Origin of the sequence: Actinomyces sp. AC-20-1 (genome assembly GCF_023369555.1) — a bacterium.
Classification (GTDB): Bacteria; Actinomycetota; Actinomycetes; order Actinomycetales; family Actinomycetaceae; genus Actinomyces.
In genome coordinates, this window is sequence record NZ_JACJVC010000007.1 from 130,172 (window position 1) to 144,496 (window position 14,325).

The following is a 14,325-nucleotide window of genomic DNA, read 5'->3' on the forward strand; positions in this document are numbered from 1 at the left end:
GTCCCCGGGTCCGAGTGGATTTCGCCACGAAGCGCCCACTACGGCCGCCAGGTGGCCTAAGATGCTAGGAATCGCGCGACTAGCGCGCTCTTCACCGAAAGGGGATCACATGGCTGCCATGAAGCCCAGGACGGGTGACGGCCCGCTCGAGGTCGTCAAGGAGGGTCGCTCGATCATCATGCGGGTCCCGCTCGAGGGAGGCGGCCGTCTCGTCGTCGAGATCAGCCCCGACGAGATCAAGCAGCTCCAGGAGGCCCTGGGCTCTGTCAAGATCTGACTCAGTGAGGACGTCAGTGACGATCTGATCCTGGACGATCTGATCCTGCACCACGAGGCGGCTCGCAGCGGGGCAAGGGCCCCGCGGGCTGAGCCTCCGGCACGTCGAGACGGGGCCGGGTCCCAGGGAGGACCCGGCCCCGTCTCGTCACCGCCTCACGGCCCCGACGCCGGTCACGCGACGCCCGCGTGCGCCGGGCTCAGGCGCGGCGCACCGCCGCCAGCAGCCCGTCACCCACCGGCAGCAGGCAGACCACCAGGTCCTCGCGCTCACGCAGCGCCTTGCCCAGCTCGCGGGCCGCGACCGTCGCCGCGTCACGACGGGCCGGGTCCGCCACGTGGTCGTTCCACAGCGCCCTCGTCACCGCCAGCACCCCGCCGACGCGGAGCATGCGCAGCGCCTCCTGCGTGAGAGCCGCCGCCTCCTGCGGGTCGACGTCGAGCACCACCATGTCGTAGGAGCGCGCCGCCATCCGCGGCATGACGTCCGAGGCCCGCCCCTGGATCACGCGCGTGCGCGAGCCCGGGTACCCGGCCGCGTCGAAGGCCCGGCGGGCCTCGCGCTGGACCTCGGCCTCGACGTCGATCGTCGTGAGCACACCGTCCGGGCCCATCCCCTGAAGCAGCCACAGCCCCGAGACCCCCGTGCCGGTGCCGACCTCGGCCACCGAGCGGGCGCCGACGGAGGCCGCCAGCGTGCTGAGCAGGGCGCCGGTGGCGGGGGAGACCGGGCTGACCCCCAGCTCGATGCCGCGCCGCCTGGCCTGCGCCTGCGCCTCGGCCTCGAGGGGGAACTCCTCCGTGTAGGACCAGCTCAGCGTCTTGTCACCGCTCATGGGTGCTCCCTCTCTCCCGTCAGGCGCGTGCGGGCCGCGCGCGCCGCCGCCATTGTCCCAGGTCCGCGGCCCCGCGGGGGGCGGCACGGGCACGGCGTGGGACGACGGGGACCCGTCAGCCGGTATCGCCCTGGGCGGATACGGCAGGAGCGGGGCGGACAGCGGCCGGGAGGCCCCCGCCGTCTCCCTATACTGACCGGGTGCTTGGCATCTCAGGGAATGAGTTCATCGTCCTCCTGCTGGTGCTGGTGGTCGTCATCGGCCCCCAGCGCCTGCCGGAGTACACCCGAAAACTGACCCAGTGGGTGCGCCAGCTGCGCCTCTTCCTCGACAACGCCAAGGCCCAGATCGCCGAGGAGGTCGGTCCCGAGCTCGCCGACCTCAACCTCCAGGACCTCAACCCCCGCAACTACGACCCGCGCAAGATCGTGCGCGACGCCCTGGGCGAGGACCTCGACGCGATCCGCCGGGACCTGTCCCAGCCCTTCGAGTCCTTCGCCTCCGCCGCCAAGGAGTCCGGTGACGCCGCCGCCAAGGCTGTCAAGGAGGACACCCGCTCCCGCCACGGCAGCAAGTCCCTGTCCTCGATGATCGACGACAAGGCCGAGGAGACCCGCAAGGCGGCCAACCCCAAGGTGGCGGCGGCCGGAGCGGCCACCGCGGCAGCGGGGGCCAAGGTTGCCGCTGCCGCGGCACAGCGTGAGAGCCTGGAGGAGGCCGCCGCCGAGGCCGACGCCGTCACCGTGGAGATGCCCCAGGTCGCCGCCCCGGAGGCCGCGAGCACTGAGGACGCCCCGGTCGCGCAGGAGCCCGTCGACGCGCTCACTGACGAGCAGGCCGAGGCCGCCGTCGGTGCCGCCCGCGGCGCCGGGGTCCTGCCCGGGCTGACCGAGGAGAGCACCACCAGGCACCGCGCCGCCCGCGCTCTCGCTGACGACGCCGCCTTCGCCGTCGTGCCCGACGACGAGCCTCAGGCCGCCGAGGAGGAACCGGCCCGTGAGGGCGAGCCGGACGGGGACGCCGTCCAGGAGTCCCCGGAGCCCCGGCAGGAGGCCGCCCCTGAGCAGGTCGAGGACCCCGAGCGCCGCGGGCTCATCTCCGGCGCGGTCGGCGCCGTCGTCGGTGCCGCCCAGGCCGTCGAGGGGGCCGTGGACCTCGTGCCGGACGAGGAGATCCCCTCCACCCTCGTCGCCGGGGCCCCCCGGGCGGCGCGCGTGCGGCCGCTGTCCCCGCGCGACGTCGTGCGCGCCTCCGCCGCTGCCGCCCGCACCTCGCGCGAGGCGCTGACCGCCGCCGTCGACTGACCCCCGCCCGGGCCGTGAGCGACCGTGAGGGGACGCTCAGCCCACCGGGCTGATACCGAGCCGCATCCCGGCCAGACCCCGCCGGGTGCGGCCCAGGCGCTGCGCCACCTCGCTCAGGGCGAGGGCCGCCGGTGCGTCGGCCGGGGGACGCCCGCCGTCGGCCACCGTCACCGGCACACCGCAGTCGGAGCCCTCGCGCAGCCGGATGTCGAGCGGCAGCTGGGCGAGCAGCGGCACCTCGTAGCCGAGCGTCTGGGACAGCGACGCCGAGACGGCCTCGCCCCCGCCCGCGCCGAAGATCTCCAGGCGCGAGCCGTCCGCCTGGGGCAGGTAGGACATGTTCTCAATGACCCCGGCGACCTTCTGCCTCGTCTGCGTCGCGATGAGGCCCGTGCGCTCAGCGACCTCGGCCGCCGCCGTCTGCGGGGTCGTCACCACGAGGACCTGCGCGTTCGGCAGCAGCTGCGCCACGGAGATCGTCACGTCGCCCGTGCCGGGCGGCAGGTCGAGCAGCAGCACGTCCAGGTCGCCCCAGAACACGTCCGTGAGGAACTGCTGGACGGCGCGGTGCAGCATGGGGCCGCGCCAGACGACCGGCTGCTTGTCCTCCACGAACATGCCGATGGAGATGACCTTCACCCCGTGGGCCACCGGCGGCACGATCATGCCGTCGAGCTGGGTGGGCACGTGGCTGACGCCCAGCATCCGGGGGATGGAGAAGCCGTAGATGTCCGCGTCGACGACGCCGACGCTCAGGCCCTGGGACGCCAGGGCCGCCGCGAGGTTCGCCGTGACCGAGGACTTGCCGACCCCGCCCTTGCCCGAGGTGACCGCGTACACGCGCGTGAGGCTGCCCGGCTTGGTGAAGGGCACCTCCGGCTCCGCCTGGCCGCCGCGCAGGCGCACGCGCAGCTCGGCGCGCTGCTCGTCGGTCATGACGCCCATCCGCACCCGCACGCCGGTGACGCCCGGCAGGGCGCCGACCTCCCGCTCGGTGTCCGCGGTGATGGTCTCGCGCAGGGGGCAGCCGGCCACGGTCAGCAGGACGCCGACGGTGACGACGCCGTCGGCGCCGACCTCGACGGACTCGACCATGCCGAGCTCGGTGATGGGCCTGCGGATCTCCGGGTCGTTGACCCGGCCCAGGGCCTCGCGGACCTGCTCTTCAGTGGGGATCGTGGGCATGGTGCCATCGTAGGGGAGAGGACCGGGCCCGCCGCGGGCCCGGGGGTGGATGGGACGAGCCTCTCGTCAGGCGCCGGCAGGCTCAGCCGGCCGCCTCGGCGCCGGCCGGCCCCGGCTCCCGGTCCGGCTCGTCCTGCGCCTCGTGCTCGGCCCACTCGTCCGCCAGCTCCTCGACGATCTCGCCGACGATCTCCTCGCGCGAGCGGCGCTCCTCCTCCAACAGCTCGGCGAGCATGTCTCGCAGCTCACCGCGCACGAAGTCGCGGGTCGCCACCTCGTTCATCGCCAGGCGCAGCGAGGCGATCTCACGGGTGAGGTACTCCGTGTCCTCCAGGTTCGCCTGGGCGCGCTGACGGTCCTGCTCGGCCGTCACCCGGTCGCGGTCGTCCTGCCGGTTCTGGGCCAGGAGGATGAGCGGCGCCGAGTAGGAGGCCTGCAGCGAGAGCATGAGCGTCAGGGCCGTGAAGCCGAGCTCGGCCTTGTCGAAGCGCCACGAGGCCGGGGCGAAGGTGTTCCACGCCATCCACACGACGACGAAGAGCGTGAGCCAGATGAGGAAGGTCGGCGTGCCCGAGAAACGGGCGATCGCCTCGGCCACGCGCCCCGAGGTGTCGGAGGTGGCGTGCTTGCGCGGACGCATCCAGCGCAGCCGGCGGGCGCGGCCCTCCTCCAGCGGCTGGTCCAGCTGCTCAGGCATTGGCGCTCCTCTCGATCATCTCGTCGGTCACGGCGTCGTCGGCCTCGCGCCAGTCGTCCGGCATGAGGTGGTCCAGGACGTCGTCGACGGACACCGCGCCCAGCAGGCGCCCGGCCTCGTCCTGGACCGGCAGCGCCGTGAGGTTGTAGGTCGCCAGCAGGCGCGTGACCGTGCCGATGGAGTCCCCGGGCAGCACGACGTCGAGGTCCTTGTCGAGGATCGAGCCCAGCGGCTGCTGCGGGCGCTCGCGCAGGGCCCGCTGCAGGTGCACCATCCCCAGGAAGCGTCCGGCGGGCGTCTCCAGGGGCGGGCGGCACACGAAGGCCACCGCCGCCAGCGCCGGCGCAGTCTCCGCCTTGCGGGCCTGGGCGAGGAAGGTCGCCACCGTGGCCTCGGGCGGCAGGATGATCGGCTCGGTCGTCATGAGTCCACCGGCGGTGTAGCCGTCATAGGTGAGCAGGCGGCGCACGTCCTCGGCCTCGTCCGGCTGCATGAGGTCCAGCAGGGCGTCCGCCTGGGCGGCCGGCAGCTCGGCCACGAGGTCGGCGGCGTCGTCGGGCTGCATCGCGTCCAGCACGTCCGCGGCCCGGGCGGCGTCGAGGGCGGAGATGAGGGCGACGGCCTCGTCGTCGCTCAGCTCCTCGACGGCGTCGGCCAGGCGGGCGTCCTCCAGCTCGGCGGCCACCTCCACCTGCCTCGCCAGGGGAAGGTCGGCCAGGACGTCGGCCAGGTCCGCCGGCTTGAGGTCCTCCATCGTCGCCAGCAGGGCGGTGGCGGACTGGGGCTCGAGGGACCCGGCCAGGCCCGTGACCTCGTCGGGGCGCACGATGAAGGTCTCGCCGCGGCGCAGGCCCAGCGGCCCGGAGGAGGCCCGCTGGACGAACAGGCGCGTGACCTTCCAGTCGCGGTTGCGGTCCTTCTCGATGGCGACGTCGCGCACGCTCACCTGGCCCGAGCCGTCGCGCATCGTCACCACCCGGTCCAGCAGCTCGGAGAAGACGAGGGTCTCGACCGCGCGCTGCTCGAAGCGGCGGATGTTGACCAGGCCCGTGGTGATGACCTGGCCCGGGTTGATCGCCGTCACGCGCGAGAGCGGCAGGAACACCCGACGGCGGCCGGCCACCTCGATGACGAGGCCGACGGCGCGCGGCTCGCCGCGGTGGGCCAGCAGCACGACGACGTCGTGGACCTTGCCGACGGCGTCGCCCAGCGGGTCGAAGACGCCCGTGCCGACGAGTCGGGCGACGAAGACGCGCGTCGCCGAGGGCCGGCTCGCGCTGCGGGTGCTCGTGTTCTCCACGGGCACAGCCTATGCGCCCTCAGCGTGACGGCGCCCTCGGTGCCCTGCCGCGCACGCCCGCGTGGGACGATGGCCTCATGAGCCAGCCGATGAGCGCCCACCCCGCGACCCGTGCCAGGACCATGCCCCAGGGGGAGGAGGTCGCCTCCTTCGCCACCTACCCGCAGGCCCAGGCCGCCGTCGACTCCCTGAGCGACGACGGCTTCCCCGTCCAGCACCTGGCCATCGTCGGCACCGACCTGCGCCAGGTGGAGAACATCACCGGGCGCATGAGCTGGGGGCGCGCCGTCGCCTCCGGTACCGCCTCGGGCCTGTGGCTCGGCGCGCTCGTCGGGGTCATGCTCTCCTTCTTCGGCAACGCCTCCGCCGGGGGCGCGGGCTTCCTGGCGGCGGTGCTCCTGGGCGTCGTGTGGGGGATCCTGTTCCAGGTGGTCGGCTACGCCCTGACCCGCGGCCGGCGCGACTTCACCTCCACGAGCTCGGTCATCGCCTCGCGCTACTCCATCATCGCCGCCCACCAGGCCTCGCAGGCGGCCCAGGCCCTGGCCCAGGCGCCCGGCAACCTCACGCGGGGCGGGGCCGCCGCGCGCCGCGCCGAGGAGCGCCGGGCCGCCCGAGAGGCCGCCCGGGCCGCTGAGCCCACGGCCTTCGGGTCGCGCCCGGACGAGCGGCCGCGCTTCGGCGTGCGGATCTCCGACGTCGGGGCCGACGGCGGGGTGGGCCCCGGGGCCGACGGCGCCGCGCCCGGCAGCGAGACATCCGGGACGTCCGGGGCGCCGTCGGACCGGGAGGCCTGAGATGGCGGTCCCCGTCGGGCTGTCGACCTCCTCGGTCTACCCCGGTAACGCCACCGCGGCCTTCCGCACCGCCGCCGAGCTCGGCTACGACGGCGTCGAGGTCATGGTCTGGTCCGAGCGCGTCACCCAGGACGCCACGGCCCTGGGGCGCCTCGCCGAGCACTACGGCCAGCCGGTGCTCGCCGTCCACGCCCCCACGCTCATCCTCACCCGCCCCGTCTTCGGGCCGGACCCGTGGGAGAAGATCGACCGCTCGGTGGCGCTGGCCGAGGCCCTGGGCGCCCCCACCGTCGTGCTGCACCCGCCCTTCTTCTGGCAGACCCGCTACGCGCGCCAGTTCGTGCGCGGCATCGACATGCGCGAGCAGACGGGCACGGTCCACCTCGCCGTCGAGAACATGTTCACCTGGCGCCCGCGCCAGCCGCACTCGACCCGCGACTTCCAGGGCTACTCGCCCACCTGGGACCCGGTGGGGCAGGGCTACCGCTCGGTCACCCTCGACATCTCCCACGCGGCCACCTCCGGCTCGGACGCCCTGGCCATGGCGCGTGCACTGGGCCCCACGCTGCGCCACCTGCACCTGACCGACGGCGTGCCCGGCTTCCACGACGACCACCTCCTGCCCGGCCAGGGCGACCAGGACTGCGCGGGCGTGCTCAGGCACCTCGCCGCCACCGGCTTCGAGACCGGGGGAGGGCAGGTCGTCGTCGAGGTCTCCACGCGCGGGATGAGCGAGGAGCAGCGGTTGGAGGCGCTGGCCTCCTCCCTGGCCTTCGCCCGCGAGCACCTGGAGGGCGCCGGGGACACGGGGGCGGTGCGCGTGCCCGCCCCGACGCGGCGGCGCTACCGCCACGGCTGAGGCCGGTGCCCGTGCCGGTGAGGGCCGGGGACGGGCCGCGTGGGACCGGCGGGGCTCAGGCGCAGGACCCGGGCTCGCGGTGGCCGGCCGGCTCGATCTGGAAGGTCGAGTGCGCGATGCGCACCGGGAAGTGCTCGGCGACGCAGGACTGCATGGCTCTGAGCAGGTCGTCCGTGGCCCCGGCCGCGTAGCGCTCGTCGGTGACGACGACGTGCGCGGTGAGCACCGGCAGCCCTGAGGCCACTGTCCAGGCGTGCAGGTCGTGGACGGCGACGACCCCGTCGAGGCCCGTGAGGTGGCGGCGCACCTCGCCGAGGTCGAGGTCCTGGGGCGTGAGGTCCATGAGGACGCTGCCGGCCGAGTGCAGCAGGGACACCGCGCGCGGCACGATGAGGACGACGATGAGCAGGGAGGCGACGGCGTCGGCGCGCTGCCAGCCGGTGAGGGCGATGACGATGGCGGCCACGACGACGCCGACGGAGCCGAGCGCGTCGTTGGCGACCTCGAGGAAGGCGGCGCGCATGTTGAGGCTCTCGCCCCGCCCGCCCGCGAGCACGAGCAGGGCGGCCGCGTTGGCGGCCAGGCCGATGACGCCCATGACGAGCATCGGTGCCGCTGCGACCTCGGAGGGGCGGACCAGGTCGATGACGGCCCGCACCGCGACCACGAGGCCGACGACGGACAGCATGCCGGCCTGGAGGGCGGCCCCGATGACCTCGGCGCGGCGCATCCCCCAGGTGGAGCGGTCCGAGGCCGGGCGGCGTGCGAGGACGGCGGCGGCCAGCGCGATGACGACGCCGGCCGAGTCGGTGGCCATGTGCCCGGCGTCGGCCAGCAGGGCGAGTGAGCCGGACAGGAGCGCGGCGACCACCTCTGCGGCCAGGACCGTCGCGGTCAGGGCCAGGACGACGGCGAGGCGCGTGGTCGAGGAGGCTGCTGCGTGGGTGTGGGGGTGCGAGGGGCACTGCGCGCGGCCGCCGGTGCCGTCGCCGTCGTGCGTGACGCGCTGGTCGCCGTCGTGCCCGCTCACGGCCTCCGCCCCGCGTCGGTGGCCGCTGCGGGCGAGGCGGCGGAGGCAGCGGTGAGCAGGGCGCGGGTGGTGACGAGGACGGTGGTGAGCAGGTCCTCGTGCTCCAGGCGGCTGACCCGGGCGCGCCCGTGCGTGTGGGTGGAGATGAGCCCGGCGTCGCGCAGGAGCCCCAGGTGCTGCGAGACCGTGGACTGCGCGAGGCCGAGGTGGTCGGAGAGCTCGCCGACGCGGTGCTCGCCCCCGCGCAGGTGCTGGAGGACCGCCAGGCGCGTGGGGTCGGCCAGGACGGACAGGAGCGCGGCGAGGTCCCTCGCCTCCTCGACCGAGCCCGTGTCGAGGGTGAGGTCCGTCGGCAGAGGTCCATGAATCATCGGCATGTACCGATGATATCGGTGTGTGCCGACATGTCCAGGGGTGTCGTGCCCGGGGCGGCAGCCGCAGCGGACCACGAGATCGCCCCAGGACAACCTGCGCGCCCACGGATCACGTGCTGCTCGAAGGACAACCTGCGCTCCGTTGGACAACGTGCTGGCGCCCCACAGGTTGTCCTGGGGAGAACAAGTTGTCCTTGGGCGAATAGGTGGTCCTTGGGCGGGCGTGCACGTTTCGGGCTGCGTGCGCCCGTCCCCGTGCGGCGAGTGGCGCACGGGCGGACAGGGCTGCGTGCGCGGCTGGCCCCCGTGCGGCGAGCGCTGCCGCCCCTCAGCCCGCGAGGAGGCCGCTCACCCAGGCCTCGACGTCCTCGACCGTGCGGGGGATCGCCGCCGTCAGGCGCTCGGCGCGCCCGTCCTGGCGGATGACGACGTCGTCCTCGATCCGCACGGCCATCCCGCGCATCTCCTCGGGCACGAGCAGGTCGTCCGCCCGGAAGTACAGGCCCGGCTCGATCGTGAAGACCATGCCCGGCACCAGCAGGGCGTCCATGCTCATCTCACGGCGCGCCTGCGCGCAGTCGTGCACGTCCAGCCCCAGGTGGTGGCTCGTGCCGTGCACCATCCAACGACGGTGGTACTGCCCGTCAGGGGCCAGGCTCGCCTCGGGGGTCACGCCCTCGGGCAGCAGCCCCCACTCGAACAGGCGCTGGGCCAGCACCCTCATCGCGGCCGCGTGCAGGTCGCGGAAGCGCGCCCCCGGCTCACTCGCCACGGCGAAGGACGCGTCCGCCGCCTCCAGCACCGCCTCGTACACGCGGCGCTGGGGCTCGGTGAAGCGGCCGTCCACCGGGATCGTGCGGGTGACGTCCGCGGTGTAGAGCGAGTCCACCTCGACGCCGGCGTCCACGAGCACCATCTCGCCCGGGCGCACGGCGCCGTCGTTGACGATCCAGTGCAGCGTGTTCGCGTGGTTGCCGCAGGCCGCGATCGTCTCGTAGCCCAGGCCGTTGCCCTCCTCGCGCGCCCGCGCCCCGAAGGCCCCCTCGAGGACGCGCTCGCCGCGCCAGTGCGCCGTCGCCCTCGGGATCGAGCGGATGAGGTCGTCGAAGCCGGCCCTCGTGGCGTCCACGGCCGCCTGGAGCTGGGCGACCTCCCAGTCGTCCTTCGTCAGACGCAGCTCGCTGGCCGCCTCCGCCAGGGCGTCGTCCACCTGCTGGGCCTCCTGCCCGCTGGCCAGCCCCGCCGCCTGGCGCACCTGGTCCACCAGGGCCGTGACGGCGGCGTCGGCCTCCACGACCACCCGCAGCCGCACGCCCTCCACGCCCGCGTCCTTCGCCAGCGCGTCGCCCAGGGAGTCGATGTGCGCGGCGCGCACGCCCGTGCCCGCCTCGACCTCCTCCAGGGAGGGGCGCACCCCCACCCACAGCTCGCCGTAGCGCGGGTCCGCGTAGAACTCCTCGCTCGTGCGCGAGGCCCGCGGGCGGAAGTAGATGACCGCCTCGTGGGAGGGCCCGCCGTCGGCCGGGGCCTGCCCGGGGGCGGTGAGCGGGTCCAGGACGAGGACCGCGTCGGGCTCGAAGTCCGTGCCCGTGCCGGCCAGGTGCGCGAAGGCCGAGTGCGGGCGGAAGCGGTAGTCGGTGTCGTTGCTGCGGACCTTGAGGGGCCCGGCCGGCAGGACCAGGCGCTCGCCGAGGAACTGGGCGCCCAGGCGCTCGCGGCGCCCGGCGGCCCAGGGGGCGGCCTCGCTCAGCGGCGGCAGCCCGGCCGGGCGCGGCCCCCAGGCGGAGCCGATGAAGTCCCTGAAGGCGGGGTTCGTGGGCCGGTGGGAGCGGTTGTCGCCGCGCTGCGCGAGCGACTGCGGGTCCTGGGGCGCGACCTCGCTCTGGTCGGGGCTGGTGGTGGGCTGGGCCTGGTTCGGGGAGTGCGTCATGAGCCGCATCCTCCCACTCCCGGCCGCCGCGCTCGACACCGGCGCCGGCACGGGCCCCGGTGGCCCCCGCCTACACTGTCGGCGTGATCGACGGCCTGCCCCTGTCACCGAGCACCGACCCCCACACCCACTCGTCCTGCTCGGACGGCACCGACACCCCGGCCGAGCTCATGGCCTGCGCCGCACGGGCCGGGCTCGACGTCGTCGGCCTCACCGACCACGACACGACCGCCGGGTGGGACGAGGCGGCCGACGCCGTCGCCACCACCGGCGTCACCCTCCTGCGCGGCGCCGAGATCTCCTGCGCCGACCGGGGCGTCACCCTCCACCTGCTGGCCTACCTCTTCGACCCCGACGACGAGGCCCTCACCCGGGCCCTGGCCACCGCCCGCCGCTCCCGGGAGAGCCGCAGCCGGCGCATGGTCGAGCTGCTGAGCGAGGACTACCCCGTCACCTGGCAGGACGTCCTCGAGCAGGCCGCGGGCTCACGCACCATCGGCAGGCCCCACATCGCCGACGCCCTCGTGGCCGCAGGCTCCTTCCGGGACCGCTCAGCCGCCTTCGACGGGCCCCTGGCCACCTCCAGCCCCTACTACGTCCACCACTGGGCGCTCGACCCCGTCGAGGCCTGCGAGCTCGTGCGCGCCGCCGGGGGCGTGCCCGTCGCCGCCCACCCCCGGGCCGCCGGGCGCCAGCGCCGCCTCGTGCCGGACGAGACCTTCGCGCTCATGGCCGAGGCGGGCCTGGCCGCCCTGGAGGTCGACCACCGCGACCACACCCCCGCCCAGCGCGAGCAGGCCCGCGCGCTGGCCGAGCGCCTCGGGCTGGGGGTGTCCGGGTCCTCGGACTACCACGGGACGGGCAAGCCCAACCGGCTGGGGGAGCACCTCATGCCGGCCGGGCTGCTCGAGCGGGTCCTCGACGAGGGCATGCTGGGGCTCGTCCTGCCCTGAGCGCCGCGCCGGGACCAACCCGGGTACGGTTGTCCTAAACCGCTCACGGCACCACCGCGCCCCGCCCTCCTTCACCCCGGACACCCCATGCTCGAGTCGATCTTCAGCCCCGTCCTGTTCGCGACGGCCTTCACCACCATCCTCGTCATCCAGGACCCCCTGGGCGCCATCCCCATCTTCCTCACCCTCACCGGCCGCCAGGAGGACGCCGACCGGCGCCGCTCCGCCGCCCAGGCGACCCTGGTCTCCTTCTGGGTCATCCTCGTCTTCGCCCTCTTCGGCCGCTACATCCTGCAGTTCCTGGGCATCAGCGTGCCCGCCCTGCAAGTCTCCGGGGGGCTGTTGCTGCTCCTCGTCGCCCTCGAGCTGCTGACCGACGGCGACGAGGAGGCCGCCCCCTCCTCCAGCTCGACCAACACCGCCCTCGTCCCGCTGGGCACGCCCCTGCTGGCCGGGCCGGGCGCCATCGTGGCCGCCATGGTCGCCGTCGAGTCCGCTGAGACGCCCGTGGTCGGCTGGGTGACGGTGGCCCTCGCCCTGCTGGCCACGCACGTGGTCGTCTGGGCCTCCCTGAGGTACTCGGTCGGTCTGCACCGGGTGCTGGGGGACACGGCGATCCGTGTGCTCACGCGCATCCTCGGCCTCCTGCTGGCCGCCATCGCGGTGCAGATGATGGGCGACGGGCTCGTCTCCTTCATCAAGGTGAGCTTCTTGTGACGACCCGCTAGCGGGCGTTACCTTCCGTTCACCTAGCGTCGTCATGCTTCCACCGCCGCGCCCGACGGCGCGGTCCCCGCATCTCTCAGGAGGACACCGTGTCCGCTGGCGTGCCCGACGGCATGATCCCCGACTCCCCCCAGGGCGGCAGCCCCCTCGCCGCTCCTCCCACCAACCCGGACCTCGTCTCCGAGGTCGCCCACGAGCTCAACCAGGCGGACAGGCTCAAGGGGGACGCGGACGCTGAGGCACCCGCCGCCCCGGCCTCGCGCCTCCTCGGCGCCGACCGCAACTGGCACCTCGTCTTCGGTGCCATCCTCGTCGTCGCCGCCGTCTGGTTCACCGCCTGGGCCATCGGTTACGTCAACGACCCGGGCGACCACCTCATCCTGCTGGTGACCGCCGCCGTCGGCCTGTTCATGGCCTTCAACATCGGGGGCAACGACGTCGCCAACTCCTTCGGCACCTCGGTGGGTGCCGGCACCCTGTCGATGAAGCAGGCGCTCATCGTCGCCGCGGTCTTCGAGGTCTCCGGCGCCGTCCTGGCCGGTGGGGACGTCACCGAGACGGTGCGCTCGGGCATCGTCGACCTGTCCCACGCGGCGCTCGCGCCCATGGACTTCGCCTTCATCATGATGTCCGCCCTGCTCGGGGCGGCCCTGTGGCTCCTCATCGCCACGAGGATGGGCTGGCCCGTGTCCACCACGCACGCGATCATCGGCGGCATCGTCGGCGCGGCCGTCACCCTCGGGCTGGTCACCGGCACCGGCGGCTTCGAGATGGTCCAGTGGAGCGAGATCGGCACGATCGCCGTGTCCTGGGTCCTGTCGCCCTGCCTGGGGGCCCTGGCCTCCTGGTTCGTCTTCAGCCGCATCAAGAAGCACATCCTCATCTACGGCGAGGAGGCGGACGCCCGCATGCGCGCCATCCACGCCGAACGCATCGCCCACCGCGACGCCCACCGCGCCTCCTTCGAGCGCCTCACCGAGCTGCAGCAGCTGGCCTACACCAACAAGATGACGCGCGACGCCGCCGCCCTGGCCATGCCGGACTTCGAGGAGGACGAGCTCGAGTCCGACTACTTCAAGGAGCTGCTGCGCATCGAGCGCAAGGCGGACAAGATCCAGTCCCACAAGGCCCTGGAGACGTGGGTGCCCCTGCTCGCGGCCGCCGGCTCGGTGGTCATCTCCGCCATGCTCCTGTTCAAGGGCCTGAAGAACCTCGCCCTGGGCCTGGACCTGTTCCAGAACGCGCTCATCATGGGCATGATCGCCGCCGTCGTCTGGTTCTCGATCTTCATCTTCGCCCGCTCGATGAAGAAGAAGTCCCTGTCCAAGGCGACCTTCACCCTCTTCTCCTGGATGCAGGTCTTCACCGCCTCCGCCTTCGCCTTCTCCCACGGCTCGAACGACATCGCCAACGCCGTGGGCCCCTTCGCGGCCATCATCGACGTGCTGCGCACCGACTCCCTGTCCGCCGAGGCCGCCGTGCCCGCCGCGATCACGATCGCCTGCGGCGCCGCCCTCATCTCCGGCCTGTGGTTCATCGGCCGCAACGTCATCAGGACCGTCGGCTCCGGCCTGACGAAGATGCACCCCGCCTCGGGCTTCGCCGCCGAGCTGTCGGCCGCGGCCGTCGTCATGGGCGCCTCGGTGATGGGCCTGCCCGTGTCCTCCACGCACATCCTCATCGGCGCGATCCTCGGCGTCGGCATCGTCAACAAGAGCGCCAACTGGCAGCTGATGAAGCCCATCGGCCTGGCCTGGGTCATCACCCTGCCGGCGTCGGCGGGCATCGGCGCCGTTGGCGTCCTCCTCCTGCGGGCCCTCTTCGGCTGAGTCGCAGTTCGGCTGAGCCGCGGGACCCCGCGATCCTGGGGCTCGCGGCTCGAGCCCGCAGGGCCCGCCGGACAGACGCGCTCGGGGCCGGCCACCAACATGGTGGCCGGCCCCGAGCGCGTCAGCACATCGGCGTGGGGTCTCAGTCCCCGGAGCGGGCGGCACCGCCGCCGCGCGTGCGCTTGCGGCCCCGCGAGCGCGGCGCGCGCCCGGTCGCGCCGTCCCCGCC

14 protein-coding genes are annotated in these 14,325 nt (G+C 73.9%); 7 read left to right on the plus strand and 7 right to left on the minus strand.

All coding sequences use genetic code 11. The features are described from left to right. The first annotated feature begins 109 nt into the window (after positions 1–109). Positions 110–277, plus strand: a complete 168-nt coding sequence (locus tag H6X67_RS06120; RefSeq protein ID WP_166855599.1) for a DUF3117 domain-containing protein — start codon at positions 110–112, stop codon at positions 275–277. Between the two features lie 199 nt (positions 278–476). On the opposite strand, the gene H6X67_RS06125 is transcribed toward H6X67_RS06120, so the two are convergent. Next, positions 477–1,112 carry an O-methyltransferase gene (locus H6X67_RS06125; RefSeq protein WP_249367640.1) on the minus strand — a complete coding sequence of 212 codons (636 nt, stop codon included), beginning with the start codon at positions 1,110–1,112 and terminating at the stop codon, positions 477–479. A gap of 200 nt (positions 1,113–1,312) precedes the next feature. On the opposite strand from H6X67_RS06125, the gene H6X67_RS06130 reads away from it, so the two are divergent. Further along, on the plus strand, positions 1,313–2,416 hold the full coding sequence (locus H6X67_RS06130; protein ID WP_249367641.1) for a twin-arginine translocase TatA/TatE family subunit: 1,104 nt from the start codon (positions 1,313–1,315) through the stop codon (positions 2,414–2,416). Positions 2,417–2,452: 36 nt separating this feature from the next. Here the strand turns inward: H6X67_RS06130 and H6X67_RS06135 are convergent, their stop codons facing one another. From H6X67_RS06135 to H6X67_RS06145, 3 genes are all read right to left on the minus strand, one after another. After that, positions 2,453–3,601, minus strand: coding sequence for an Mrp/NBP35 family ATP-binding protein (locus H6X67_RS06135; protein WP_249367642.1), 1,149 nt, complete (start codon positions 3,599–3,601; stop codon positions 2,453–2,455). A gap of 82 nt (positions 3,602–3,683) precedes the next feature. Then, the gene (locus H6X67_RS06140; RefSeq protein WP_249367643.1) at positions 3,684–4,298 is read right to left on the minus strand and encodes a DUF1003 domain-containing protein; all 615 of its coding nucleotides are present in this window, start codon (positions 4,296–4,298) and stop codon (positions 3,684–3,686) included. Beyond that, the gene (locus tag H6X67_RS06145; RefSeq protein WP_249367644.1) at positions 4,291–5,598 is read right to left on the minus strand and encodes a magnesium transporter MgtE N-terminal domain-containing protein; all 1,308 of its coding nucleotides are present in this window, start codon (positions 5,596–5,598) and stop codon (positions 4,291–4,293) included. The genes H6X67_RS06140 and H6X67_RS06145 overlap by 8 nt, the downstream gene beginning before the upstream one ends. 77 nt (positions 5,599–5,675) lie before the next feature. On the opposite strand from H6X67_RS06145, the gene H6X67_RS06150 reads away from it, so the two are divergent. Together H6X67_RS06150 and H6X67_RS06155 are read left to right on the plus strand one after the other, a co-directional pair. Beyond that, positions 5,676–6,395, plus strand: coding sequence for a YflT domain-containing protein (locus H6X67_RS06150; protein ID WP_249367645.1), 720 nt, complete (start codon positions 5,676–5,678; stop codon positions 6,393–6,395). 1 nt (position 6,396) lies between these two features. Next, a complete protein-coding gene (locus H6X67_RS06155) occupies positions 6,397–7,254 on the plus strand; it encodes a sugar phosphate isomerase/epimerase family protein (RefSeq protein ID WP_249367646.1) in 858 nt (285 codons plus the stop codon). 55 nt (positions 7,255–7,309) lie between these two features. Here H6X67_RS06155 and H6X67_RS06160 read toward each other — a convergent pair whose 3' ends face one another. From H6X67_RS06160 to H6X67_RS06170, 3 genes are all read right to left on the minus strand, one after another. Continuing rightward, positions 7,310–8,284: a cation diffusion facilitator family transporter gene (locus H6X67_RS06160; RefSeq protein ID WP_249367647.1), complete on the minus strand. Its 975-nt coding sequence runs from the start codon at positions 8,282–8,284 to the stop codon at positions 7,310–7,312. Further along, complete coding sequence (locus tag H6X67_RS06165; RefSeq protein WP_249367648.1) at positions 8,281–8,661, minus strand: ArsR/SmtB family transcription factor; 381 nt, start codon at positions 8,659–8,661, stop codon at positions 8,281–8,283. Before H6X67_RS06165 ends, H6X67_RS06160 begins: the two co-directional genes overlap by 4 nt. A gap of 325 nt (positions 8,662–8,986) precedes the next feature. Further along, a complete protein-coding gene (locus tag H6X67_RS06170; RefSeq protein WP_249367649.1) occupies positions 8,987–10,588 on the minus strand; it encodes an aminopeptidase P family protein in 1,602 nt (533 codons plus the stop codon). Positions 10,589–10,671: 83 nt separating this feature from the next. On the opposite strand from H6X67_RS06170, the gene H6X67_RS06175 reads away from it, so the two are divergent. The 3 genes from H6X67_RS06175 to H6X67_RS06185 all read left to right on the plus strand — a co-directional run bounded on the left by H6X67_RS06175 (position 10,672) and on the right by H6X67_RS06185 (position 14,096). Further along, complete coding sequence (locus H6X67_RS06175; RefSeq protein ID WP_249367650.1) at positions 10,672–11,541, plus strand: PHP domain-containing protein; 870 nt, start codon at positions 10,672–10,674, stop codon at positions 11,539–11,541. An 87-nt stretch (positions 11,542–11,628) separates the two neighbouring features. After that, a complete protein-coding gene (locus H6X67_RS06180; protein WP_249367651.1) occupies positions 11,629–12,258 on the plus strand; it encodes a MarC family protein in 630 nt (209 codons plus the stop codon). A gap of 98 nt (positions 12,259–12,356) precedes the next feature. Next, positions 12,357–14,096, plus strand: coding sequence for an inorganic phosphate transporter (locus H6X67_RS06185; RefSeq protein WP_249367652.1), 1,740 nt, complete (start codon positions 12,357–12,359; stop codon positions 14,094–14,096). Positions 14,097–14,325 lie beyond the last annotated feature (229 nt).

What these genes read in the sequence shown, in the direction of transcription:
- H6X67_RS06120 (WP_166855599.1), top strand. Translation starts at nt 110, where the DNA reads ATGGCTGCCATGAAGCCCAGGACGGGTGACGGCCCGCTCGAGGTCGTC.
- H6X67_RS06125 (WP_249367640.1), bottom strand. Translation starts at nt 1,112, where the DNA reads ATGAGCGGTGACAAGACGCTGAGCTGGTCCTACACGGAGGAGTTCCCC.
- H6X67_RS06135 (WP_249367642.1), bottom strand. Translation starts at nt 3,601, where the DNA reads ATGCCCACGATCCCCACTGAAGAGCAGGTCCGCGAGGCCCTGGGCCGG.
- H6X67_RS06140 (WP_249367643.1), bottom strand. Translation starts at nt 4,298, where the DNA reads ATGCCTGAGCAGCTGGACCAGCCGCTGGAGGAGGGCCGCGCCCGCCGG.
- H6X67_RS06150 (WP_249367645.1), top strand. Translation starts at nt 5,676, where the DNA reads ATGAGCCAGCCGATGAGCGCCCACCCCGCGACCCGTGCCAGGACCATG.
- H6X67_RS06155 (WP_249367646.1), top strand. Translation starts at nt 6,397, where the DNA reads ATGGCGGTCCCCGTCGGGCTGTCGACCTCCTCGGTCTACCCCGGTAAC.
- H6X67_RS06165 (WP_249367648.1), bottom strand. Translation starts at nt 8,661, where the DNA reads ATGCCGATGATTCATGGACCTCTGCCGACGGACCTCACCCTCGACACG.
- H6X67_RS06170 (WP_249367649.1), bottom strand. Translation starts at nt 10,588, where the DNA reads ATGACGCACTCCCCGAACCAGGCCCAGCCCACCACCAGCCCCGACCAG.
- H6X67_RS06180 (WP_249367651.1), top strand. Translation starts at nt 11,629, where the DNA reads ATGCTCGAGTCGATCTTCAGCCCCGTCCTGTTCGCGACGGCCTTCACC.